General features: G+C 57.1%; 19 protein-coding genes and 1 pseudogene. 13 read left to right on the top strand and 7 right to left on the bottom strand.

Annotation, left to right across the window (positions count from 1 at the left end):
* Positions 1-303 precede the first annotated feature (303 nt).
* Positions 304-888, bottom strand: coding sequence for a TetR/AcrR family transcriptional regulator (locus tag EGO56_RS20260; RefSeq protein WP_135910833.1), 585 nt, complete (start codon positions 886-888; stop codon positions 304-306).
* 104 nt (positions 889-992) lie between these two features.
* On the opposite strand from EGO56_RS20260, the gene EGO56_RS20255 reads away from it, so the two are divergent.
* Positions 993-1886 (top strand): ABC transporter six-transmembrane domain-containing protein, encoded by an 894-nt coding sequence (locus EGO56_RS20255; protein WP_135910832.1) that lies wholly within the window; start codon positions 993-995, stop codon positions 1884-1886.
* Between the two features lie 102 nt (positions 1887-1988).
* Here the strand turns inward: EGO56_RS20255 and EGO56_RS20250 are convergent, their stop codons facing one another.
* Positions 1989-2738 (bottom strand): NAD-dependent epimerase/dehydratase family protein, encoded by a 750-nt coding sequence (locus tag EGO56_RS20250; protein WP_135910831.1) that lies wholly within the window; start codon positions 2736-2738, stop codon positions 1989-1991.
* 304 nt (positions 2739-3042) lie between these two features.
* Here EGO56_RS20250 and EGO56_RS20245 point away from each other — a divergent pair, with 304 nt between their 5' ends.
* Both EGO56_RS20245 and cspE read left to right on the top strand, forming a co-directional pair.
* Positions 3043-4239, top strand: coding sequence for an MFS transporter (locus EGO56_RS20245; RefSeq protein ID WP_135910830.1), 1197 nt, complete (start codon positions 3043-3045; stop codon positions 4237-4239).
* A gap of 423 nt (positions 4240-4662) precedes the next feature.
* Positions 4663-4875 (top strand): transcription antiterminator/RNA stability regulator CspE, encoded by a 213-nt coding sequence (gene cspE / locus EGO56_RS20240; RefSeq protein WP_003855207.1) that lies wholly within the window; start codon positions 4663-4665, stop codon positions 4873-4875.
* A gap of 182 nt (positions 4876-5057) precedes the next feature.
* Here the strand turns inward: cspE and EGO56_RS20235 are convergent, their stop codons facing one another.
* A complete protein-coding gene (locus EGO56_RS20235; protein ID WP_135911035.1) occupies positions 5058-6074 on the bottom strand; it encodes a lipoate--protein ligase in 1017 nt (338 codons plus the stop codon).
* A 232-nt stretch (positions 6075-6306) separates the two neighbouring features.
* Between EGO56_RS20235 and EGO56_RS20230 the strand changes: the two genes are divergently transcribed.
* The 5 genes from EGO56_RS20230 to EGO56_RS20210 all read left to right on the top strand — a co-directional run bounded on the left by EGO56_RS20230 (position 6307) and on the right by EGO56_RS20210 (position 11619).
* The gene (locus EGO56_RS20230; RefSeq protein ID WP_135910829.1) at positions 6307-7218 is read left to right on the top strand and encodes a DMT family transporter; all 912 of its coding nucleotides are present in this window, start codon (positions 6307-6309) and stop codon (positions 7216-7218) included.
* A 145-nt stretch (positions 7219-7363) separates the two neighbouring features.
* Positions 7364-8593: an MFS transporter gene (locus tag EGO56_RS20225; protein WP_135910828.1), complete on the top strand. Its 1230-nt coding sequence runs from the start codon at positions 7364-7366 to the stop codon at positions 8591-8593.
* Between the two features lie 26 nt (positions 8594-8619).
* A complete protein-coding gene (locus EGO56_RS20220) occupies positions 8620-9681 on the top strand; it encodes a sugar phosphate isomerase/epimerase family protein (RefSeq protein WP_135910827.1) in 1062 nt (353 codons plus the stop codon).
* A 68-nt stretch (positions 9682-9749) separates the two neighbouring features.
* Positions 9750-10730: a LacI family DNA-binding transcriptional regulator gene (locus tag EGO56_RS20215; RefSeq protein ID WP_135910826.1), complete on the top strand. Its 981-nt coding sequence runs from the start codon at positions 9750-9752 to the stop codon at positions 10728-10730.
* Between the two features lie 163 nt (positions 10731-10893).
* On the top strand, positions 10894-11619 hold the full coding sequence (locus EGO56_RS20210) for a pirin family protein (protein WP_013196226.1): 726 nt from the start codon (positions 10894-10896) through the stop codon (positions 11617-11619).
* Between the two features lie 227 nt (positions 11620-11846).
* On the opposite strand, the gene EGO56_RS20205 is transcribed toward EGO56_RS20210, so the two are convergent.
* From EGO56_RS20205 to EGO56_RS20190, 4 genes and pseudogenes are all read right to left on the bottom strand, one after another.
* Positions 11847-12668, bottom strand: a complete 822-nt coding sequence (locus tag EGO56_RS20205) for an alpha/beta fold hydrolase (protein WP_135910825.1) — start codon at positions 12666-12668, stop codon at positions 11847-11849.
* 50 nt (positions 12669-12718) lie between these two features.
* Positions 12719-14344, bottom strand: a complete 1626-nt coding sequence (locus EGO56_RS20200; RefSeq protein WP_135910824.1) for an MFS transporter — start codon at positions 14342-14344, stop codon at positions 12719-12721.
* Positions 14345-14370: 26 nt separating this feature from the next.
* Positions 14371-14760, bottom strand: a pseudogene (locus EGO56_RS20195) (DoxX family protein); the annotation flags it as partial.
* A gap of 2 nt (positions 14761-14762) precedes the next feature.
* Entirely contained in the window at positions 14763-16640 is a 1878-nt protein-coding gene (locus EGO56_RS20190; RefSeq protein ID WP_135910823.1) for an amidohydrolase, read from the bottom strand.
* Positions 16641-16927: 287 nt separating this feature from the next.
* Here EGO56_RS20190 and EGO56_RS20185 point away from each other — a divergent pair, with 287 nt between their 5' ends.
* From EGO56_RS20185 to EGO56_RS20165, 5 genes are all read left to right on the top strand, one after another.
* Positions 16928-17620, top strand: coding sequence for a hydrolase (locus EGO56_RS20185; RefSeq protein ID WP_013196231.1), 693 nt, complete (start codon positions 16928-16930; stop codon positions 17618-17620).
* Between the two features lie 62 nt (positions 17621-17682).
* Positions 17683-17904, top strand: coding sequence for a DUF1427 family protein (locus tag EGO56_RS20180; RefSeq protein ID WP_135910822.1), 222 nt, complete (start codon positions 17683-17685; stop codon positions 17902-17904).
* Between the two features lie 2 nt (positions 17905-17906).
* Entirely contained in the window at positions 17907-18161 is a 255-nt protein-coding gene (locus EGO56_RS20175; protein ID WP_135910821.1) for a XapX domain-containing protein, read from the top strand.
* A 43-nt stretch (positions 18162-18204) separates the two neighbouring features.
* Positions 18205-18588, top strand: coding sequence for a response regulator transcription factor (locus EGO56_RS20170; RefSeq protein WP_033735675.1), 384 nt, complete (start codon positions 18205-18207; stop codon positions 18586-18588).
* Positions 18588-24128, top strand: a complete 5541-nt coding sequence (locus tag EGO56_RS20165) for a trifunctional serine/threonine-protein kinase/ATP-binding protein/sensor histidine kinase (protein WP_135910820.1) — start codon at positions 18588-18590, stop codon at positions 24126-24128. Before EGO56_RS20170 ends, EGO56_RS20165 begins: the two co-directional genes overlap by 1 nt.
* Position 24129: the final 1 nt, after the last annotated feature.

The raw sequence follows: 24129 nt of genomic DNA, 5'->3' as shown, positions 1-24129 counted from the left end.
GTTGGTGGGTTTATGACCGCATGCATTATTGCCGCTACGCTAACAGCTTTCTAATAAATGGCGTAAAAACACCAGCTTACCCGTTTCATCAGGCGCTAAGTCAATGATAATAATCTGTGTAAACAGCTGTTTCCGGCGAAAAACGCTATCAAAAAGGGGGCTTTTCAGACGTAAAAAGCATAAGTCAGCTTAACTGACGAACTCGCATTTATAGCCGCTTAAAACTGCACGCTAATTAAAATAACAAACCTTTCTTTAACATTTAATTAATATATGGCGAAGAGTAAACCGTAATAACCGGGATTAACGGCATGACCCCAGGGCAAATTCAACAAACTGGTCGAGGTCTGCCATGGCTTCGCGAGCATTGGACTCTGAAGGATTTATGGTCAGCAAATCCGCATAGCCGTTCAGCATGGCGCTGATTTGCCTGGCGGTGCGGGGAACATCATCACACCGCAGCGTGCCGTCGGTGACACCGTCACGGATTATCCCCTCCATCAGTGCCTGCCACACGTCAGTCATCTCTTCAGCCAGTGCAGCATAAGCATCATTGTGCGCTGCCGTCTGCCAGAAAGAGGCGTAGAGCTGCCAGGTGGCATCCGGCGCACTCGGCAGATGACTTTCAAACAGGGTATGCAGCCGCTGACGCGGTGTGAGCAAGGCCAGTGTGTCGGCAAAATTTTCAAAATCGACCCGCATAAAGCGTTCCAGCGCCGCCAGGCAGAGTGTCTGCCAGTTGCTGAAGTAGTGGTAAATATGACTGCGTGAAATACCTACCGACTCGGTGAGTTCACGGGTGGTCACTTTTTCGATCCCTTTCTCAATAAACAGCACTATCGCTGCATCCAGGATTTTGGTTCTCAATACCTCAGCCGACTCTTTCATTATTCTCTCTATCACTGCCACGTTGACTTTGAGCAACTGCTCAAATAGACTGCTTTTCGTACTTGAGCAACCGCTCAAGAGTGACGCTATCAGAAAAAGAAACTATGTCTTCCTCAAAAACGATTCTGCCCGTTGCGGCTCCCCGTAGCGCTATTCTGACATTAAAAATGCTTGGCCGCCGCCATAGCCGCAAGCTATTCTTCACGCTGCTGCTGGTGGTGGCGGAAAACGTCATGTATCTGCTTTATCCGCTGCTGGCGGGCTTCGCTATCAACGCCATACTCTCCGGCAGGACCTGGCATGCGGTGCTCTATGCGGCGATGGTCTTTACCATGTGGGCCATCGGCGCAGCGCGGCGCAGTGTCGATACCCGTACTTTTGCCCGCATCTATGCTGAGCTGGCCGTGCCGGTGATTGTGGCACAGCGCAGCGAAAAACAGAGCGCGTCGACGATTGCTGCGCGGGTGGCGCTGTCTCGCGAGTTTGTCGACTTTTTCGAGAAGCATCTTCCGGTGCTGATTACTTCGCTGGCGTCAATGACCGGTGCGGCAGTGATGCTGCTGGCCATCGAGTTCTGGACCGGCGCAGCCTGTCTGGCGATCCTGCTGTTCTTCGCCTGTTTCCTGCCGGGATTTACCCGCAAGAACGATGCGCTGTTTGGCCGTCTTAACAACCGGCTGGAGAAAGAGGTGAGCTTTGTCAGTAACGCGAACGCCGCGTCACTGGGGCGACACTATGGCGTGCTTGCCAGTCTGCGGATCCGCCTCTCGGATCGGGAAGCGTGCGGCTATCTGGCTATCGGTAGCGTGGCGGCACTGCTGTTCGCAGTCACCATTGCGGTGATGTCGGGCCGTGGCGGCACCAATGCCGGTCATATCTATTCGGTGATGACCTATATGTGGATGTTTGCCATGAGCCTGGATGATGGCCCTCAGCTGCTGGAGAAATATTCACAGCTCAAAGACATTGGCCGTCGGGTGAATACCGGCACGCACTGATTTGCCGATCTCTGGCACAAAGCTGAAGCAACCGCCGGACTGCCCGGCGGCTGTTGAGATAAAGCGCCAGAATCCGGCACCGCAACGCCCGCGGGAGCTGGGTTAATAATCCAGTTCACCCGGTGTAAAGGCTCTGAATGCGTTATCGGACGGTATATAGCCCAGCACCTCGCGCGTCTGGGTCAGATCGAAGCGCTTGAAACGGTTATCGGAAATGCCGTAGCCAATAAAGAAGGTGATGTTCTCTGCCTCGACAGCGCCGGTCAGCAAGCGGACGGCATCATCCGGACTCAGCCAGGCGCTGTAATCCCGCGCCGTGTGCTGGCTGTTATCCAGTTTTGCTTCAAACGCTCCGATTCTCAGTGCCACGCAGCTCAGACCCTGCTGGCTGGCATAGAAAGCGCAAAGGGCTTCCCCATAACATTTGGTGACGCCATACAGATTTGCAGGACAGACAGCCATGCCGTGATGTATCTGAACATCTGTCGGATAGCCCTCGATGGTCTGCGCACTGCTGGCAAATACCAGATGACGACAGCGATGCTCTGCGGCAGCCTTCAGTAACCAGGTGGTGGAGAGAATGTTCGCGGGCAGCAGATCGTCGAAACTGGCCTGTGCATCAGGGATACAGGCGAGGTGGATGACGGTATCGACAGGTTCTTCGGCCAGCAACTTCGCCGCCTGATCAGGTTGCGACAAATCCGCTGCGATAAACCGATGCGGGGTAGGGATCGCGTAGTCGGGCTCCCGCACATCCGTCAGGATAAAACGGTAGCGACTCTGGGTGGCTGCGAAGAAGGTCCGGCCGATGCGTCCGCTGGCACCGGTAAGAAGGATCACTCTGGTCGTCATCTGCTGATTCCTGTTCAGTAACCGGTTAAATAAAGACGCGTTAACCGGTCAGTTAAGCAGACATTCCCGACTTAAGCCTGCATGGTCTCTCCGGATTGTGAGCGGGCACAGCGCAATTCGATCCTGACCTGAACAGTACAAGTGTGCCGCTGAAACAGCCTCAACTGTGCGTCAGATCACAAAATGGGTTGCTTAGCGCGGCATGACTTTCTATAGTCAAACCGCTTCATCCGGACGGGAACACGTTCTGCTTTCTCCCGCCGGCTCACGTCAGCTTTTCAGTTCATGCCATTGGGAATCCATTTTGTTAAGAAAAAATCATAAAACCGACGATGCCGGTTTTGTCCGCTGGGCATTACTCGCTCTTGCGCTGGGCGGCTTTGGGATCGGAACCGGTGAGTTCATCATGATGGGCCTGCTGCCCGATGTTTCACGCTCTCTGGCGATCACCGAACCGCAGGCGGGCAACGCCATCGCCAGTTACGCGCTGGGTGTGGTGGTGGGCGCACCGTTTATTGCCGTCCTGGCAGCGCGGATGGCGCGTAAATCGCTGCTGCTGATCCTGATGGCGCTGTTCAGCATCGGTAATGTCGCCAGCGCGATGGCCGACAGCTATCACGGCCTGCTGGTGGCGCGCTTTCTGACCGGCCTCCCGCACGGGGCTTACTTTGGCGTGGCATCGCTGGTGGCGGCTTCACTGGTGCCGCTTGAACGACGCGGTCGTGCGCTGGCGTCCCTGATGCTGGGACTGACGGTCGCGACCCTGATTGGCGTGCCGCTGGGCTCGTGGATTGGGCAGCTATTCAGCTGGCACGTGGTATTCACCTTTGTGGGCGCGATTGGTCTTCTGACCTGCCTGCTGATTGGTCGCTATGTGCCTTACACGCCAGGCGATACGGATGCACATCCGCTGCGCGAACTGGGCGCGCTGAAAAACCCACAGGTGCTGCTGACCCTGCTGGTGGGCGCGGTCGGCTTTGGCGGCATGTTCGCGATCTTCAGCTATATCGCGCCGACGCTGATTAATATCGCTGGCATCTCTCCTTCACTCATCCCATGGGCGATGGTGGCGTTTGGACTGGGAATGATCATCGGTAATCTGGTCGGTGGCCGTCTGGCTGATGGTTCGGTGCTCAACATTATTGGCTGGACGCTGTTATGGAACGTGCTGGTGATGCTGGCCTTCCCGGTACTGGTTCAGCATGTGGCAACCGGACTGCTGGCGACCTTCCTGATTGGCACCTGCTCGGTGCTGCTGCCGTCGTTACAGATTCGCCTGATGGATGTCGCCAATGATTCACAAACGCTGGCGGCTGCAATGAACCATTCGGCGCTGAATATAGCCAATGCGATGGGCGCTTATCTCGGTGGCCTGACGGTGTCGCTGGGCTATGGCTGGATCTCAACGGCCTGGGTCGGCGTGGCACTGGGTGTGGCCGGTCTGATGGTGTTTGTGATGACGGCGCGCCATGCTGCGCGTCAGCTGGTTCAGCCAGCCTGACCGAAATAGTGCAGGGCGCAGCGGCAGACATGGCCGCTGCGCCGCATTTGCCCGGACCTGCCATATTATTTTTCTGCAACGCAAATCACTTCGTTTTGATTAATCTGACCGTTCAGCAATCATTATCCATCCGACAGCCCTGAAAATTGAAAAGGCTTTAAAAATCAATCAGAGCGCTCCGGACGTCTGGATGTTAAAATTAAATTAAAATAATGTTTGCTTAAGTCGCTCAGGCATGACTTAATAGCGACCTCGGTTTGGAACACAGACCTTATCAAAGCAGTTTTAGTAAAGCAGTCCTCAGTGCAAGCGATATCTCAAGATACCCCTTCTTCATGAGTCTCCTCCTAAAATCCTGGTAAGTAACCTTCTGGAAGACAGGCCATCTTCGCCACTTGTGGCTCATAAATTAAGGAAATATCGATGTCTAATAAAATGACTGGTTTAGTAAAATGGTTTGACGCAGGTAAAGGCTTCGGTTTTATCTCTCCTCAGGACGGCAGCAAAGATGTATTCGTACATTTCTCTGCAATCCAGAGCAACGATTATAAAACTCTGGACGAAGGCCAGCAGGTCGAATTCACTATTGAAAACGGCGCTAAAGGTCCTTCAGCGGCAAACGTAGTTCCTATGTAAGCCTCTGTTATCAATAACGCTTACAATCGCGATGACGGCAACAGCCTGAGCAGATAAGCCTGAATTGATAATAAAAAAACCCGCCTTGTGCGGGTTTTTTGCGTTTATGCCTGGCTGAATATATGCGCGATGTCTTTGTCCGCGACAGCGTTTCGCGCGGGCGAGTCTCAGACTGAGCCTGTTCATCTTAAGCTTGCGATCAGCCACTGCTGCAATTCTGTCAGCTCCGCCTGCTGTGCCGGGAAATCGGCAACCAGCTGACTCAGCACGTGCTCCAGTGCATCAGGCCGGTAAGTGACGTTCTGCATTCGCTGGGCCAGCGCTTCGAGCGGCGCGGGATTGAGACTGTCGCTGAAAATCTGACAGCGGCTGATCACGCCGCGTTCGACATCGAAGTGAATCTCCACACCGCCCCAGACAAAACGCTGGTCCAGCAGGTGCGAGAAGTCAGGTGCCTGACCGAAATTCCACTCCCAGCTACTCTGCTTTGCGAACTGCTCAGTAAATCCGGGCAGGTCGGGCAGGGCATCGGGAGAGATCATCTCCGGCTCACACTGCTCGCCGAAATGTTCGAAAAATGCGTCCGTCACAGCGGAGCAGATCGCCTGATAGCTGATACCCGGCGTTAACTCCGTCAGATTGGCGACCCTGGCGCGCACTGACGTAATCCCTTTGGCCTGCAGTTTCTTCACATCAGGATTAAGGTAATCTGCCAGCCGGGAAAGATCGGCATCCATCAAAATAGTGCCATGATGAAAACCGCGATCGGGTGTTTCACGGTACGCAGACCCGGAGATTTTGCGCAGTCCGTCAGCGGTGTTCACCACTAAATCGTTACGGCCGGATGCTTCCGCCGGAACGCCCAGCGCGTTCAGTGCGCGCAGGATAATGGCAGTTGAAACGCTTTTATCGTACTCCGGTTTGCCGGCCATAAAGGTGAAACAACAGTTGCCGAGATCGTGAAACACCGCGCCGCCGCCGCTGCTGCGACGCGCCAGACGGATGCCATCTTCCGCCATGCGCCGGGTGTTGCACTCTTTCCACGGATTCTGCGCCCGCCCAATCACCACCGTTTCCGCATTCCGCCACAGGAACAGCACGCGCTGGGTGGCGGGCATCTGCCGGAAAATGCACTCTTCGACCGCCAGGTTAAACCAGGGATCACTGGATTCCGATAACAGTAAACGCAGCGTGGACATCATGAACTCCCGTTCCATATGAGAAGCGGCCCATAAAAACAGGGCAGAGAGCAGAAGTCTACCAGCACGAACACGGACTCACATGCCTCTTCATGCCGTGATGCGGCGGCAAAAAAAGATAATATGCCGTCTGCGGCGCGATCACGGCAGATTGCTGCACAGCATTGTGCCAGTATGTTGTCTGAGTCTGCTGATTTTACTGCTTATTTTCCCCACTGAGATTAAAAAACCTATGAACGCGTCCGCTGGCATAGCGATGAAGATCACAGCTGCGTTGAGCTCCACGCTGATGCTGGCCTGTGTAAAAGGACTGGATGGCGCAATCCCGGTTGGCGAAGTGATCTTTTTCCGTTCTGTGCTGGCACTGGTCCCGCTGCTTATCTGGCTGCGCGTTCAGGGCAGCGTGCTGGAGGGTATTCGCACCCGTAATATTCGCGGGCATTTTGTGCGCGGGCTGGCCGGAACCGGCGGCCTCTATTTCAGCTATCTGTCGCTGCTCTACATCTCACTGACCGACGCCACCGCGATTAACTATGCCGCGCCGCTGTTTACCGTGCTGCTGGCGGCACTGCTGTTGCGTGAAAAAGTGCGGCACCATCGCTGGGTGGCGGTCTTTACCGGTTTCAGCGGCATTCTGGTGATGTTTTCCGGGCATCTTTCGCTGACGCAGTCGGCGTCATTCTCGCTCTCCGCGTCGGCGGGCATTCTGCTGGCGCTGATGGCAGCTTTCTGTACCGCCTGCGCACTGGTCCAGATTCGGTTTCTTAACGGCAAAGAGAAGCCGGGTGCAATCGCCTTCTGGTTCGCCGTCACCACAGCGTTAACCTCGCTGATCACGCTGCCGGGCGGCTGGAAAGTGCCGCACGGTAATCAGGTAGCGCTACTGATAGGTTGCGGACTGCTGGGCGGAATCACGCAGATTCTGATGACCCTGAGCCTGCGGTACGCCGAAGCCTCGCTGCTGGCGCCGTTCGATTACACCACGCTGATCTGGTCTGTCGCGGTGGGCTATCTGTTGCTGGGTAACCTGCCGACTACCACTACGGTCATCGGTGCGGTTCTGGTGGTGTGCGGCGGCCTCTATTCAGTGCTTTATGAGCGCTACCGTTTTCGTAAAGCGCGATTAGCGGATATCACGACCTGAGCAGATGTCACATCACAATGATGAATAATGAAAGGATGATAACGTACTGTTACCAATTTGTGATCGCGGCGAAAGAATGAACGCTTGTAATCGATTACTTTTAAATCCGGCAGAAAGTAATCGATTACTTATTCGTGAGGTTCTCATGATTGCAACGGTGCAGGAGAGTGCAGGTCAGCGGGTGCAGCATAAGCTGCTGGTGCCGCGCCTCTCTCTGATGATGTTTATGCAGTTCTTTATCTGGGGCAGCTGGTCGGTAACGCTGGGGCTGGTGATGACCCGTCACAATATGCCGTTGCTGATTGGGGATGCGTTTTCGGCCGGACCTATTGCGTCAATTCTCTCGCCGTTTGTGCTCGGTATGCTGGTGGACCGCTTCTTTCCCTCGCAGAAAGTGATGGCCGTGATGAATCTGGCGGGTGCAGCGATTCTCTGGTTCGTGCCGCAGGCACTGATCGCAGAGAACGGCGCGTTGCTAATCGCCCTGTTATTTGGCTATACGCTCTGCTTTATGCCGACGCTGGCGCTCTCGAATAACATCGCCTTTCACAGTCTCGCCAGCAGTGAGAAGAGTTTCCCTATTGTCAGGGTCTTCGGCACCATCGGCTGGATTGTGGCGGGGATCTTTATCGGCGTGACCGGCATTGCAGACAGCGTGGCGGTGTTCCAGCTGGCGGCACTCTGTTCGGTCCTGCTGGCCATTTATAGCCTGACGCTGCCTAACACACCGGCACCGGCTAAAGGTTTACCGTTAAAAGTCCGCGATCTCTTCTGCGCCGACGCCTTCGCCTTGCTGCGGCTGCGGCATTTCATGGTCTTTGCGCTGTGCGCCACCCTGATCTCCATTCCGCTCGGCACCTACTATGCCTTTACGGCCTCCTGGCTGGCGGATGCCGGTATCCGCGAAGTCAGCACGCTGATGTCGCTGGGCCAGATGTCTGAAATTGCCTTTATGCTGATCATCCCGCTGCTGTTTCGTCGCCTGGGTGTGAAGTACATGCTGCTGATTGGGATGACGGCGTGGTTTGTCCGCTATGCCCTGTTCGCGCTGGGCATGAGCGATGAGACGCGCACGCTGATCTACCTCGGCATTCTGCTGCATGGCGTCTGCTATGACTTCTTCTTCGTAGTGGGATTTATTTACACCGATCGGATTGCCGGTGAAAAGGTAAAAGGGCAGGCGCAGAGCATGGTGGTGATGTTCACCTACGGCATAGGCATGCTGCTGGGGTCGCAAATCTCCGGCGCACTTTACAACCATCTGGTTGCAGGTCACGCCAGCGCGCAGAGCTGGGCAATCTTCTGGTGGATACCTGCGGTTGCCGCCGCGCTGATCGCAATTATCTTCTTCTTCTCGTTTAAATACCGTGATTAGGCGGTAGCGAAAAACAGGAGCTACTGATGAAAACAGTTAAGGGCCCGGGCATCTTTCTGTCGCAGTTTATCACTTCACAGCCGCCGTTTAATTCGCTGGCGGGTCTGGCGGAGTGGGCTGCCTCGCTGGGATATCAGGCGCTGCAGATCCCCTGTCACCAGCCCGCTGTATTCGACCTTGAACAGGCAGCGGTCAGCCAGACGTATTGTGATGATGTCCGGGGAATGCTGGCCGGTTTCGGACTGGAGATCAGCGAGCTGTCTACCCATCTTGAAGGGCAGCTGGTGGCGGTAAACCCGGCATACGACCTTGCATTTGATAATTTTGCGCCAGCAACACTGCGGGGCGATCCTGCCGGACGCACCGACTGGGCTATCGCCGCCCTGAAGCGTGCGGCGGCGGCCTCGGAAAAACTCGGTCTGCGCGCACACGCGACGTTTTCCGGCTCGCTTGCGTGGCCCTGGTTCTATCCCTGGCCGCCGCACCATGAAGCGCTGTTCGACGAGGCATTTACCGAGCTGGCCCGGCGCTGGCTGCCGGTACTGGATGTGTTTGACCATCACGGCGTTGACCTCTGCTATGAGATTCATCCCGGCGAAGACCTGCATGACGGTGTCACGTTTGAGCGTTTTCTGGCGGAGGTGAATCACCATCTGCGCTGCAACATTCTGTATGACCCCAGCCATCTGCTGCTGCAACACATCGACTATCTGCAGTTCATCGACCTCTACCATTCGCGCATCAAAGCCTTTCACGTTAAGGATGCTGAATATCAGCTTAACGGGCGCAGCGGCGTTTATGGCGGTTATCAGCCCTGGCTGGCCCGTGCCGGACGCTTTCGCTCGCCGGGCGACGGGCAGATCGACTTCAAGGGTATCTTCAGCAAGCTGGCGCAGTATGACTATGACGGCTGGGCCGTGCTGGAGTGGGAGTGCTGCCTGAAGGAGGGCGAAACCGGGGCGCGTGAAGGTGCAGCGTTTATCCGTCGCCATATTATTCCCGTGGCTGACCGCGCGTTTGATGATTTTGCTTTAGCAGAGAACGCCCCATCGGTACGCCACCAGCTGGGTCTGGATCGCAACGCCTGAAATGGCGGTGTGGATTCAGCGGATGAGCGGTGAGTCAGCTTTACACGCATTAAACCAGAGGGATCTTTATGTCTGTTCAGAAAATCGCCCGGATGGCGGGTGTTTCAGTTGCCACGGTTTCCAGGGTGCTGAATAACAGCGACAGCGTAAAACCGGCTAATCGTCAGAAGGTGCTCGCGGCTATCGAAGAGAGCCAATATCAGCCCAACCTGCTGGCTCGTCAGCTGCGCACGGCGCGCAGCTCGATGATTCTGGTGCTGGTTTCAGATATCTCTAACCCGTTCTGCGCCGAGGTGGTTAAAGGTATAGAGGCGCACGCCGAGAAAAATGGTTATCGCATCCTGCTGTGCAACTCGGGCGCGGAGATAGAACGTTCACGCTCCAGCCTGCAACTGCTCTCCGGCAAAATGGTGGATGGTATCATTACGATGGATGCCTTCAGCAAGCTGCCGGAGCTGAGTCAGCTGATAGGCGCGGCACCCTGGGTTCAGTGCGCCGAACATGATGACACTGGCCAGGTTTCCTGCGTCGGTATTGACGATGATGTCGCTGCGCAGTCAGTGGTGCAGTTCCTTGCGGCGCGGGGACGTCAGCGCATCGCGTTAATCAATCACGACCTCCGCTACCGATATGCCCGTCTGCGTCAGCAGGGCTACACCTGCCAGCTCAAAGAACAGCACCTGACCTGGCAGGCGATTGCCTGTGCCAGCGAGTTAAGCTTCAGCGCCGGAAAAGCGGCGATGGAGCAGTTGCTGGCGGAGGAAACCGTTCCTGACGCGGTGTTTGCTGTGTCTGATACGCTTGCCGCTGGTGCCATGACGGCGATTCAGCAGGCGGGGTTACGGATACCTGATGATATCGCCGTGGTGGGGTTTGACGGCAGCGAACTGGCTGAAATGGTCTCACCGCCACTGACAACGCTGGCGCAGCCCTCAAAGGAGATAGGCCGTCGGGCCTGTGAACTGGTGCTGCAGAAAATCATGCGGCCCGATGCGCCTTCACAATGCGTGATCATGCCGGGTGAGCTGGTAGTTCGGGGCAGCAGCTAAACACGCGGCCCGCCTGCCATTCCTCCGTTTAATCACGCCTCTATTGTCCACTAAAAAGCGACAGTGATTGCCATTTAACGCCATTGTGTGACTATCTGGTTTACTTATATGCTGTTTCCATCGAAGGGCATTCGCACTTCCCGAATCAATGAAGGGGCAGAATATGATTGAGCAAAGATTGTCAGAGCAACGTGGCGTGGGCGATCACGGCTGGCTGAATTCACGTCACACCTTCTCTTTTGCGAACTACTGGGACCCAAAACAGGCGGGCTTCTCCGATCTGCTGGTGATCAATGATGATCGTGTGGCTAAAGGGCGGGGTTTTGGTGCTCATCCGCACAGCAATATGGAGATCATCTCTTATGTGCTGGAAGGCGCGCTGGAGCACAAAGACTCAATGGGCACCGGCTCGGTGATTGTTCCCGGTGATGTGCAGCTGATGAGTGCGGGCAGTGGTGTGACCCACAGTGAGTTCAACCACTCAGGTACTGAGGGCGTGCATTTCCTGCAAATCTGGGTGGTGCCTGCTGAAAAGAACACGCCGCCAGGTTATCAGCAGATCTCCGTCAGCGAAGCGGATAAACGCGGTAATCTGCGACTGATCATTTCGCCAGAGGGTGAAAATGGGGCGTTGCGGGTGCGTCAGGATATTCGCATCTACGCGGGACTGTTCCAGGGCGATGAGCAGCAGACGATCACGCTGCCGGACGATCGCTACGCCTATATTCATGTGGCGCGGGGCAGTGTCCGGGTCAATGGCCTGCAGTTTAATGCCGGAGACGGCGCGCGGGTACGTGATGAGAAAACGCTGTCGTTCAGTCACGGTGACGGGGCAGAAGTGCTGTTATTCGATCTGCGTCCGAATGAAGTGAATCATCCAACCCGTTAAAACAGAAACTGCGCGGCTTTCGCCGCGCAGTTTTTGATGGTTGATTCAACGGCTAATGCCCGCTTTAAGATCGAGCCTGCGCAGAAAACACGGCCAGATCGGAAAGACGCAAAAGCTGTCATCCATGACTGCTCGGCCCGCGCCGTCCCTGGCGCGGGACGCTTTCCTAATTCTGGCCGTGTTACCTGCTCGTTGAGCTTATTTGTTGCGGCCAGCTTCAGACTGCATTACTGCGCGTTAAGGAACGCCAGCAGATCCTGATTCAGCTGATCCTGATGCGTTACCGCGAAACCATGCGGCGCATTGTCATAGACCTTGAGTTCAGCACCCTCAATCATCTCCGCCGCCACTTTGCCGGTGGATTCAAACGGCACGATCTGGTCGTTGCTGCCATGAATCACCAGCGTCGGCACATTCACTTTCGCGACGTCAGCACGGAAATCGGTTTCCGCAAACGCGGTAACGCAGTCCACGGTACTTTTTAGCGAGGCCAGCAGCGCGATATTCAGCGTCTGCGTCATCACGCCATCTGAAACGGTCTGTCCGGCGTTAGTGCCATAAAACGGCGTGGCGAACTCTTTGATAAACTGCGCACGATCTTTGAGCAGACCCTCACGAATCCCCTCGAATACCGACATATCGACACCCTGCGGGTAGTCTGCCGTTTTGCCAAAGATAGGCGTAACGGCACCCAGCAGCACCAGCGCCGCGACGCGATCGCTGCCGTAACTGCCGATGTAGCGCGTAACGTCGCCGCCACCCATGGAGAAGCCCACCAGCGTCACGTTCTGCAGGTCAAGATGGGTGATCAGGTCATTAATATCCGAGGCGAAGGTATCGTAGTCGTTACCGGTCCAGGGCTGATCGGAGCGACCAAAACCGCGACGGTCAAACGCAATAACCCGATAGCCGTTATCGGCCAGGAATTTCATCTGGCTGTCCCACATATCGGCATCCAGCGGCCAGCCGTGGCTGAACAACACAGGTTTACCGGTGCCCCAGTCCTTGAAGTAGATTTGTGTGCCGTCGGTCGTTTTAAAGGTGCTCATGGTATTGCCCTCTGTATGACGTGATGGATGAAAAGTTGGTATCGCGCCAGTCACACTGGCGCCACCAGATAGCGAACCTCGGGTGAGCTTTCGCTCTGATGAAAAGCGAAAACCCGCCGCTCTATTTTTTTGTCATTGATAGTGTAGCGCTCTTTCTGACGCAGATGCTCGACCCAGGAGCCGACCACAAACGTCTCAACGAAAATGCCGGGTTGCAGAATATCTTCATAAAGTGACCAGTTGATGGCGCCACCGCGGCGTCTGACCCGCCGCATATCCTGCATGCAGACGGTAAAAGCGTGTGCATCATCAATAGTAATCCGGTATTCGTAATTCACCATAACCGGCCCGCGTTCGTGACGAATATCCAGCGCAGGTGCATTGACGCCGTCACCAATCATGTCGAGATTGAGATCGGGATCCTGATCGAGTCGCCAGCGCCAGACGGTGCTGCTGGCCAGCACCATACCCAGCGCCGCGATACAGAGCGACAGCGAAATGCTGAAGTGAGAGGCGAGCTGTCCCCAGAGTGCGCTGCCTGCGGTCATAGAGCCAAAGAAGACCGTCAGATAAACCGCCAGCGCACGCGCTTTTACCCATTTCGCAGCGCTGCGCTGTGCGCCGAGATTCAGCGTTGAGAGCACCGCTATCCAGGCGAAGCCGGTAAAGAACTCGAATGCATTCAGCAGCCAGAAGTGCCGCACAAAAGCCAGCGCCAGCATAGTCAGGGCAAAGATCAGACTGGCAAGCACCATCAGGCGATCGGAGCTCAGGCGACGACGCAGACGCGGCAGTAGCACCGCACCGGTAATCGCGCCGACACCGATGCAGGCCAGCATGATGCCGTAGCCACCAGGGCCAAGGCCGAGCTCTCGACGCGCCACCAGCGGCAGTAAAGCCCAGCCTGCGCTGCCAGACAGGAAGAACGCGAAGGTCCGCACCAGCACGTTACGCAGAACCGGTGCCGCATGCACGTAGCGCAGACCGGCACGCACCGCCGGGAAGAAATGCTCCGGCGGGAGGCGCTGCACACTCGGCTCCGCTTTCCAGCGCCAGAGCACCCAGGCGACGCCCAGCACAGACAACGCATTGAGCAGGAAGACCATCCAGGGGCCGGTGAATGAGAGGATCAGACCGCCCAGCGCCGGACCGATGGCGCGACTGATATTAATGCCGAGCGAGTTAAGCGCAATGGCGGCCCCCAGCTCCGGTTTAGTTACCAGATCCGGCACGATCGCCTGGAAGGGCGGTGAACTCATGGCGGCACCCGCGCTCAGCAAAAAGGCAGCGCCCAGCAGCACCTCAGGTGTCACATGGCCGGTCCAGGCCAGCACCGTCAGCCCGGCTGCGGCGATAAAGGTCCAGAGCTGGGAAAACAGCAGATATTTGCGGCGATCAACGATATCCGCCATCACGCCCGAGGGCAGCGCGAACAGAAACATCGGCAGACTGCTGGCTGCCTGCACCAGCGCCACGGCGAGCGGGTCGGCACTCAGCGTCAGCATGCTCCAGTTCACGCCCACATCGTTCATCCAGGAGCCGATATTGGAGACCACGGTAGCGATCCAGAGCATGCGGAACACCGGCTGCCGCAGCGGCTGTAGTGGTGAAACCTCACCTGAAGTCGCCTCAGGCTGTTCCTGATCGAGCTGGTGGATATCATTAACCTGTGCCATAATGTCTCCCCTGAGGTTTTATCGCGCCGATGCGCCAGCCGCCAGCCGCCAGGCCCGGTCAGCGCCAGCGTGGTAAAGATAATCAGCAGCAGCCAGCCGAACTTGCCTTCAGCCAGTGACCAGCCAGGGTGAACCACCAGCATCGCCACCAGCAGCACCGCGATGATCGGCAGGCAGGCAATCCGGGTTCCCCAGCCGATGATAATAAAAATCGGGCAGATGACTTCCGCCACGATCGCCGGCAGCAGGCTCATCATCGGTCCCAGCCCGAAGGGATCTTCGATACGCGTCAGTTCTTCGCTGAAATGGAGAATTTTCGGCAATCCATGCACCTGCAACAGCAGCAGGCAGCCGGTCAGGCGCAGGAAGAACAGCCCCGCGTTGATACGGGGCGACAGAGCAATAGCGCTATTCATGATTAAAACGCGAAGCAGCTGCAGCCGAGCACGCCCCAGAAGGCGTTATCTTCGGCGACCGGCACGCTGGAACCCCGCGCAATCTCATGCGAGTGTTGATGAACCCCACACGGACCGCTGCAGTGGTGGACGGCGGGCATCATGCCTGCCCGACTCTGCGCAACCGGCGGGGCGCTGCGATAGTGACCCGGCACGTTAACCACTGGCGACCACTCAGGCAGGACCGGAATCGCGGGCGGTGCATCCGCGCTGAACGAACCAGCGGCATAGACAATATTGCCATCCACCACGGTCAGCACCGACTCGATGCCTTTGATTTCTTCTTCCGGCACGCTGAAGAAGTCCTTGCTCAGCACGGCCAGATCCGCCAGTTGCCCGATTCTGATCTGGCCTTTTTTACCCTGTTCACTGGAGAACCAGGCGCTGCCCTGGGTCCAGAGCATCAGCGCCGTTTCGCGGTCAGGGCGGGCACTGACGTCATACATCTGCATGCCGCCCACGGTGCGGCCGGAAACCAGCCAGTAGAGTGCGGTCCAGGGGTTGTAGCTGGCGACGCGGGTCGCATCGGTGCCGAGTCCGACCGGAACGCCGGTCTCCAGCATTTTCTGCACCGGCGGCGTGTGGCGGGTGGCTTCGATGCCGTAGCGTTCAGCAAAGTATTCCCCCTGAAACGCCATGCGGTGCTGTACGGCAATGCCACCGCCCAGCTCTTTAATACGATCGATATTGCGCTGAGTGACTGTTTCCGCGTGGTCAAAGAACCAGTGCAGGCCATTGAACGGGATATCGCGGTTGACCTTCTCGAAGACATCCAGCATCCGGCTGATCGACTCGTCATAGGTCGCATGCAGGCGGAATGGCCAGCGATGCTCCACCAGATGACGCACTACGCGCTCCAGCTCATCTTCCATACCGGGCGCCAGGTCGGGACGCGGCTCCAGGAAATCTTCGAAGTCGGCAGCCGAGAAGACCAGCATTTCACCTGCGCCGTTGTGACGGAAATAGTCGCTGCCCTGGCCTGGCGTCAGCATGTCCGTCCACTTCTCAAAATCTTCCAGTTCATGCCCCGGACGCTGCGTGAAGAGGTTGTAGGCGATACGCAGCGTCATCTGTTTTTTCTGATGCAGCTCAGCGATCACTTCATAATCTTCGGGATAGTTCTGGAAGCCGCCGCCGGCGTCAATTGCGCTGGTCAGGCCCAGACGGTTCAGCTCACGCATAAACTGGCGGGTGGAGTTGATCTGCTGTTCCAGCGGCAGCTTCGGGCCTTTCGCCAGCGTGGCGTAGAGGATCATCGCATTGGGACGGGCAATCAGCAGGCCGGTGGGATTACCGTTACTGTCGCGCTGGATTTCACCTCCCGGCGGGTTCGGCGTCTCTCTGGTGTAGCCAACCACTTTCAGTGCGGCGCGGTTGAGCAGCGCGCGGTCATAAAGGTGCAGCAGGAAAACCGGTGTGTCGGGTGCGGCTTCGTTGATCTCATCCAGCGTCGGCATCCGGCGCTCGGCAAACTGGAACTCGGTCCAGCCACCGACGACACGTACCCACTGCGGTGATGGAGTACGCAGCGCCTGTGCTTTCAGCATCCGCAGCGCATCGGCCACCGACGGTACACCTTCCCAGCGCAGTTCAAGGTTGTAGTTCAGCCCGCCGCGGATCAGATGCAGGTGTGAATCGTTCAGGCCCGGTACGGCGGTGTGGCCTTTAAGATCGATCACTTTAGTGCCGTCACAGTGATACTCCATCGCCTCTGCCAGCGTGCCTACCGCAACAAATTTGCCATCACGAATTGCCACGGCTTCTGCGACCGGATTGCTGCGGTCAACAGTATGAAATTTGCCATGGGTCAGTATCAGTTCAGCTTTACCCAGCGTAACCATAGATCCTCCTCAACGGGGTTGTCCGACTCAGCGCGGGACAGGAAGTGCCGCAATAAGCAGGGCACGAATAAGCCGGATTATGGTGAGCGGGCTGAGGGATCGTCTAGTTATACAGAGGGATACCTATACCTTCGTATAGTTATACGCAGAGATAATAGTTTGCCGTGGCACGTCGCCCTACACTGCGACCAGACAGTCAGCAGCAGGAAAATAAACCTGCCCTGACCGTATTTTTGCTCCGCGCCGGTTGGCGGAAATTCCGTTACTTAACCTCTATGGGTGAACGCATGTCCAACGCAAAGCTTGAAGTCCTCACGCCACATAACAGCCAGATTATCTTCATCGACCAGCAGCCGCAGATGGCCTTTGGCGTGCAGTCGATTGACCGTCAGGTGCTGAAAAACAACACCGTTGCGCTGGCGAAGGCGGCAAAAGTCTTCAATATCCCGACCATCATTACCACGGTCGAAACCGAAAGCTTCTCCGGTCATACCTATCCGGAGCTGCTGGATGTCTTCCCTGGTCAGGATATCCTGGAGCGCAGCTCGATGAACTCCTGGGATGACCAGAAAGTGCGTGATGCCCTGGCGGCGAACGGCAGGAAAAAAGTGGTGGTGTCGGGACTCTGGACAGAGGTTTGTAACAACAGCTTTGCCCTGTGTGCGATGCTGGAAGGCGACTACGAAATCTATATGGTGGCCGACGCGTCAGGCGGTACCACCAAAGAAGCGCACGACTACGCAATGCAGCGCATGATCCAGGCGGGTGTGGTGCCGGTGACCTGGCAACAGGTTATGCTGGAGTGGCAGCGTGACTGGGCCAACCGTGACACTTACGATGCGGTAATGAACATCGCCAAAGAGCATTCAGGTGCCTATGGCATTGGTGTGGATTATGCCTACACCATGGTGCATAAAGCACCGTCGCGTCAGAAAAGTGAACACCGTACTTTGGCACCGGTTCACGCGCCGGTCCGCTAAGGGTCGCTCTGCTGATCGGCACGCGCTGCCGGTCAGCAGACGGGCATCACAGGAGTCCGGTCATGAATCCTTTACTTCTTTCCCTGGCGGCAGGGGTGCTGATTGGCGTGCTGTACGGCCTGCTTAAGGTCCGTTCACCCGCTCCGCCTGCGATTGCGCTGGTGGGCCTGCTGGGAATGTTACTGGGCGGGGCGCTGGTGCAGGCGATGATACCTGCGGCGCATGCGACCGTCCTGCAGTCGCTCAGCGATCAGCCTGAAATATACCCGTTGCGGATAAGCTGAACATGTTGAAATCCTACATTATTTCTCTCACGGTGGGCCTGCTTGCCGGGGTAATCTATGCGCTGTTTAACGTTAACTCTCCGGCTCCGCCGATTATTGCTCTGGTGGGGCTGTTCGGTATGCTGGTGGGGGAACAGGTCATTCCGCTGGCTAAACGTCTGCTTCGCCGTCAGCCTGTGACGCTGAAGTGGTTTCGCCATGAGTGTGTGCCAAAAATCAGTGGAACACCGCCACCCGATGGCGATAACACCCCTTAAGTCCTCGCATACCGCACGGTGAGGCGTTCCGGAGAATAACGGCATGGCGCTGTCACAGCGTATTATCATTGTTGATGATGAACGCGCGGTCCGCAGTGGACTGAGCAATCTGTTGCACTCAGACGGCTACCCGACGCGCTTATATGAGTCCGGTGAAGCGCTCCTGAGCGATGACGATGCCCTTTCAGAGGCGGGCATGCTGATCATTGATGTCGGACTCAAGGGCATGTCCGGCTTTGAGTTGTTTGTTCTCCTGAAACAGCAGACAGAATTGCCCCCGGTCATCTTTATTTCGGCAGACCTGGATGACACCACCCTGTGGTATGCCATCGCCCTGGGTGCGGTCACGTTTTTGCGAAAGCCCATTGATGTTGATACGCTGCTGACACTGATCCGTTGCGAGTTATCCAGGGGAGAAGCCCGCTGATGAGCATGCTTTCGGTTAATGTCCAGGAAAGTGACGACGCAGGGATCGCGATTGACCATTTCGACACGCTGACGCCGCTGGCGCAGGATGGCTGTCTGCTCTGGATGCTGGCGCGCTGCCAGTCTGGTGAATCCATCATTATCGCCACCGGCCAAAGTGACGACGTCACCTTTCAGGCGACGCAGCGGCTCAAAAATGAGCGTGCGCTGGCAGGCTATCTTTCACCGCGCTGGGCAATCACCGCGACCGGCACCACCCGTTATCACAATCGTTATGCCCTGATTTATCCTTCGTTTCCGTTTCGTACTCTGGCTCACAATCTCGCCACGCCACCTGAACACATCGCTGACTTTCTGCAGGTTGCGTTGCAGCTTTGCTACACGCTCGGTCAGGCGCATCATCAGGGCATCGTGCATGGCGATATCAAGCCGGGCCACTTTTTTGTGACTGACGAGGGGCGCTTCCGCCTGGGCGGGTTTGGACTGGCCTCGCTGGCCGCGCAGTCGGCGGACAAAACCAGTCTGCGCGCTTCAGGCGGTACGCTGGCCTATATGTCTCCTGAGCATACCGGCCGCACGCCGCATCCGGTCAGCAGCCTCAGCGATCTTTATAGCCTGGGTGTCGTGCTGTATGAGTACCTGACCGGCAGACTGCCATTTGGCTCACGCGACGCGGGTGAAGCAGAGTGGATTCATCATCACATCGCTACCGCACCCCGGCCCGCCGATCAGGTCAGAGACGATGTGCCGCAGATGCTCTCGGTGATTCTGTTGCGTCTGCTGGCAAAGTCGCCCGCAGAGGGATATCAGAGCGTGCAGGGACTGATGGCCGATCTGCGCCGCTGTCAGGCGACCCTCACTGCCGAAAACACCATTGCGCCGTTTACGCCCGGTCTGCAGGAACGGTTCAGCAGCAGTTTCCGCCCCGAGACGCTGTTCACGCAGCATCCGCAGGCGCGCGCATTACTGACCACACTGGAGGCAGTCAACCGCAGCGGCACGCAGAGTCTGGTGATGCTGAGCGGGGCGCCCGGCTCCGGGAAATCTGCCATCATCGCCTCTGCACTGAAAAACCTGCAGCACCGACAGATTCTGCTGGCCGCCAGCAAGGCCGATCAGCATTCGCCAGCCGCCCCCTATGCCGCAATCGCCTCCGCGTTTCGTACGGTCACGCTCTATCTGCTGGGTTTGTCCGCTCCGGAAGTCAGCAAATGGCGGGGGCGACTGCTGCGGTTACTGGGCGGATATGCCGATTTAGCCATCGAGCTGGTGCCTGAACTAAAACAGCTGCTGAATATCCGGACGCTGCCGTCCGTGGTGCGCCACGCCCCTGACGCCCGCGAGCAGTTTAACCAGATGGCGTGTGCGCTGATTGAGGCTTTTGCCACGCCGGGTCGCCCGCTGGTGATGCTGATTGATGATGTTCACTGGGCAGATAATGCCACGTTGCAACTGCTGGAAACGCTGATCACTCGTAGTGAACATCTGCCTTTTATGCTGGTGCTCGCTTTCCGGGAGGGCGAATCGATGCCCTGTCCGATGATTGCCGGTTTTCTGCTGCGGATCAGAGAATCCGCAGCGCGGCTTGTGGCGCTGACGCCGCAGCCGCTCAGTGTGAAAAGCATTGGACGCTGGCTGGCGGGGAGGCTGCATACCCGTCCCGGTGGCCATCGCGAACTGGCACAGATTATTTTCGACAAAACCGGCGGTAATCCGCTCTCTGTGCAGGAGTTCTTTCGTCAGGCGGTGGACGATGGAGTCATCTACTTTCGTCAGAACCCGCTGAAATGGCATTACGACAGCCAGGCACTGATTGCGCGTCAGTACACCGACAACGTGGCAACGCTGGTGCTGAATCAGCTGGTACGGATGCCGGAGATAACACGGCAGTTGCTGGGCGATCTGGCCTGCCTGGGCGCCAGCGGCGAACTCTCCCTGATAAGTCATATCAGCGGAACGCCTGTTACACGGCTTCAGCAGCAGCTTGAACCGGCTGTCAGTGGCCGTTTTATCACCCTGACGGGCGGCAACTACGCCTTTACCCACGATCGGGTCCACAACGCGGCATTTTTACTGCCCGACCGCCGACAGCAACAGCATCTTCACCAGCAGGCGGCGGCCTGGCTGTCAGATGCGGTGATCACGGCGGATAACAGTGAAACACTGTTCCGGGCGGTTTATCACATTGGCATGATTGCTGAACTGCCGCTGAGTGTCGCAGAGCGGGAGCGTTATTATCCGCTCTGTCTGCGCGCTGCACAGGGGGCTAAGCGTGCCGGGGACTACCTCTCGGCGCTGCGCTATCTGCGCACCGCCCAGCGGCTTAGCCAGCGGATGGTGACCGGTAATGACTTCATGCTGGGTCTGGATGAGGCAGAGTGCGAGTTTCTGCACGGTAATCTCAGCAATGCGCAATCGCTCTGTACCCGACTGCTGCGTGAGCCTGGCACACTCAGTGAAAAATCCAGGGCTGCCTGTCTCTCCGCTGAAATTCATATGCGCCAGTCTGACAATCATCTGGCGCTGGAAACCGCACTCGCCTGGCTGGCGGTCTTTGGTGAGCATTTCAACCGCAATCCGGATGACGCGGAGATCGACGCCGCCTGGCTGTCGCTCAGGACGCGCATTGGCGACTCCCCGCAAGCGGCTTTTTCACGGCTGCCGTTGAACAACAATGCCGAAACGGAGTCGGTGCTGAACCTGATGGCCAGCACCATTTTTGTTTCCGCCTACGACTGCCCGCAGCTGCATCTGATGCTGGTCTGCCGGATGCTGGAGATGACGCTGGACCAGGGCATGACTGGGGCTTCTGCGTTTGGTCTCGCCTGGTTCAGCGTACTGACTGGCGACCGCTATCAGGCCTGGCAGTTTAGCTATGCCTGTGGCCGTGTGGCGCGTGAGCTGGTGGAAGAGCATAACTTTATCCGCTACAAAGCACGCACGTTGCTGCCACTGGATCAGGTGGGGATCTGGACACAGCCGCTGGAGGTCGCCGTGGAGTGTGCCCGCGAAAGCTTTCGCGTGGCGGTGATGCATGGCGACCGCTCTTTTGCCTGTCTCTCGCTGCGTCATCAGATCATGAATACGCTGACACGCGGCGATCACCTTGAGTCGGTGCTGACCTCCATTGAGCGTGGGCTCGCGTTTACCCGCAAATCCTATTATCCCGATGTCGAGAACGTGCTGGTGATGCAGAAGCAACTGGTGATGCAACTGCGTAACAGTAATGGATTCAGGGCAGAGGATCGTGTCGCCTCTTTACCGCTGGTGGCGGGCAGTGAGCCGGGGCCGATATCCGGTCCTAAAGCGATGGTGCGGTTCTGGGCCGGTCTCTATCGGGGAATGGCGTATTTCTTTGCGGCTGAATACCGGGAGGCGCTGCGCTGTTTTGAGGCGGTTCATCCGCTGATTAGCGCAGTGCCCGCTTATATCTATCTGATGGATTTTCATTTCTACAGCGCATTGTCACTGAGTCACCAGCCTGAAGCGGCTGACAGCAACGCGCTACGCGGCCATCTCGATAAATTTGCTGACTGGGCTGACCTCAACCCCGGTCTGTTTGCAGACAAATATGCTCTGCTCAGGGCCGAGTGTGCGCGTCTTGAGGGCAACACGGGCGAAGCGCTGCAGCAGTATGAACGGGCCATCCGTCTCTCCAGACAGGCGGGCTATCTGCACATTCATGCGCTGGCGAATCAGCTGGCAGGCCGCTGTTATAAGGCTTTGCAGCTGGATATCGCAGCAGATGCGTATATTAAAGCCGCAACAGGAAGCTGGGAGAACTGGGGTGCGCAGGCGATGGTGCGTCAGCTGGAGCAGCGCTATCCGCATCTGTCTGCGCCGCTGCAAAACAGCGCGCTGGCGACGATTCCGTTTACTCAGGATGCCGCGTTCTATGACATGGAGAGCGTGCTGACCGCCGTGCGCGCCCTGACGGAGGAGATCAACCTTGATCGGTTGATACATACCCTGATGCGCATGCTGCTGGAACGGGCCGGTGCTCAGCGCTGTCGGCTTATCCGGATTCTGGATGGCAATCTGCCGGAGACGCAGGCCTGGGCAGAGAGCATGGCAGAGGGGGTAAGGGTACAGATTGTCAAAGAGCGACCTCTCGCCACCGACCTGCCTTTATCCGTGCTGTCAGCGGTGATCCGTACCGGTCAGGAGATACGCACCGGCAAGCCGGAGGCGTTCAGTCCCTTCAGCCAGGATCCCTATCTGGTGGCTTCGGGCGCAGCGGTGTTGTGTGTCCCGATGTTCAGGCAGGCCAACATGGTCGGGGTGCTCTATCTGGAGAATCGCCTGATGCCTGACGCGTTTACAGCTGAGCACTCCCACATCGTGAAAACCCTGAGTGCGCAGGCGGCCGTATCCCTGGAAAACGCACGGCTCTACGCGGAGCTGCTGGAGGAGAACACCCATCGGCGGCGGGTTGAGAAGCAGCTGCGAGCCAGCAAAACCTCGCTGATGCTCGGCGAGAAGATCAGCCATACCGGTACCTGGCGCTGGGAAGTGACAGAGGACATGATGATGGTCTCTGAAGAATATGGCCGTATTCTTGGCCTGCCAGCTGAACAAAAAGGGCTGTCGATGGCAGATTTTCTGACCCGCGTTCATCCCGATGATCACGCGTGCATCAGTGAACTGGTCACGCTTAGCGTCAGCCAGGGGCGCAGTATGCAGGCTGAGTTCCGTGTGCTCCGGCCGGATGGGGAATGCCGCTATATCAAGGGCATCGGCGAACCAGTGGACAATTTCCCCGAGGTGAAAGAGTATTTCGGCACCATTTCGGATATCACCTTACAGCGCCAGGCAGAAGATACCGCGCGTATGGCCCAGGCGGACCTCGCTCGTGTCACACGGGCCACCACCGTCGGGCAGCTGACTGCTTCCATCGCCCACGAAATTAACCAGCCGCTGATGTCAATCGTGGCAAATGCCGGTGCCAGCCTGCGCTGGTTAAAGCGTGAACCGTTGATGCTGGAAAATGCCAGCAGCAGTCTGAACGAGATTATTAAAGAGGGTAAACGTGCCGGAGAGATTATTCGTGGTCTGCAGGCGCTGACCCGCAATCATGAACCGAGCTTTGCGCCGGAAAACCTGCATCTGATCGCCCGTGATATTCTGGCGCTCTCCCGGATTGAGCTGGAACGGCGGGGCATTTCACTGGAACTGAAACTCAAAGCGGCCAGGGCAGATATTTTCTGCGACCGCGTTCAGATTCAGCAGGTGCTGCTCAATCTGGTCATCAACGCTATCGATGCCATGTCCGATGATTTACCGCGCGCGGCCCTGCTGCGCCTCACCTCCGAGAATCCCACGGATGACACGCTGCGATTTGAGGTGCTGGATAGCGGTTGCGGATTGCCTGATGGCGTGCGTGAACGGATCTTTGAGTCGTTCTACACCACCAAGAAAAGCGGCATGGGTATGGGATTAACCATCAGTAAAGGGATCATCAAAAAGCATTGCGGAGAGTTAGGCGCCGAGAACCGGCCAGAAGGCGGCAGCCGCTTCTGGTTTACGCTGCCACTGGAATAAG

Source organism: Pantoea vagans (assembly GCF_004792415.1).
Lineage (GTDB): Bacteria > Pseudomonadota > Gammaproteobacteria > Enterobacterales > Enterobacteriaceae > Pantoea > Pantoea vagans.
The sequence above is the reverse complement of the archived record's forward strand: the minus strand, read 5'-3'. Positions and strand labels throughout refer to the sequence as shown.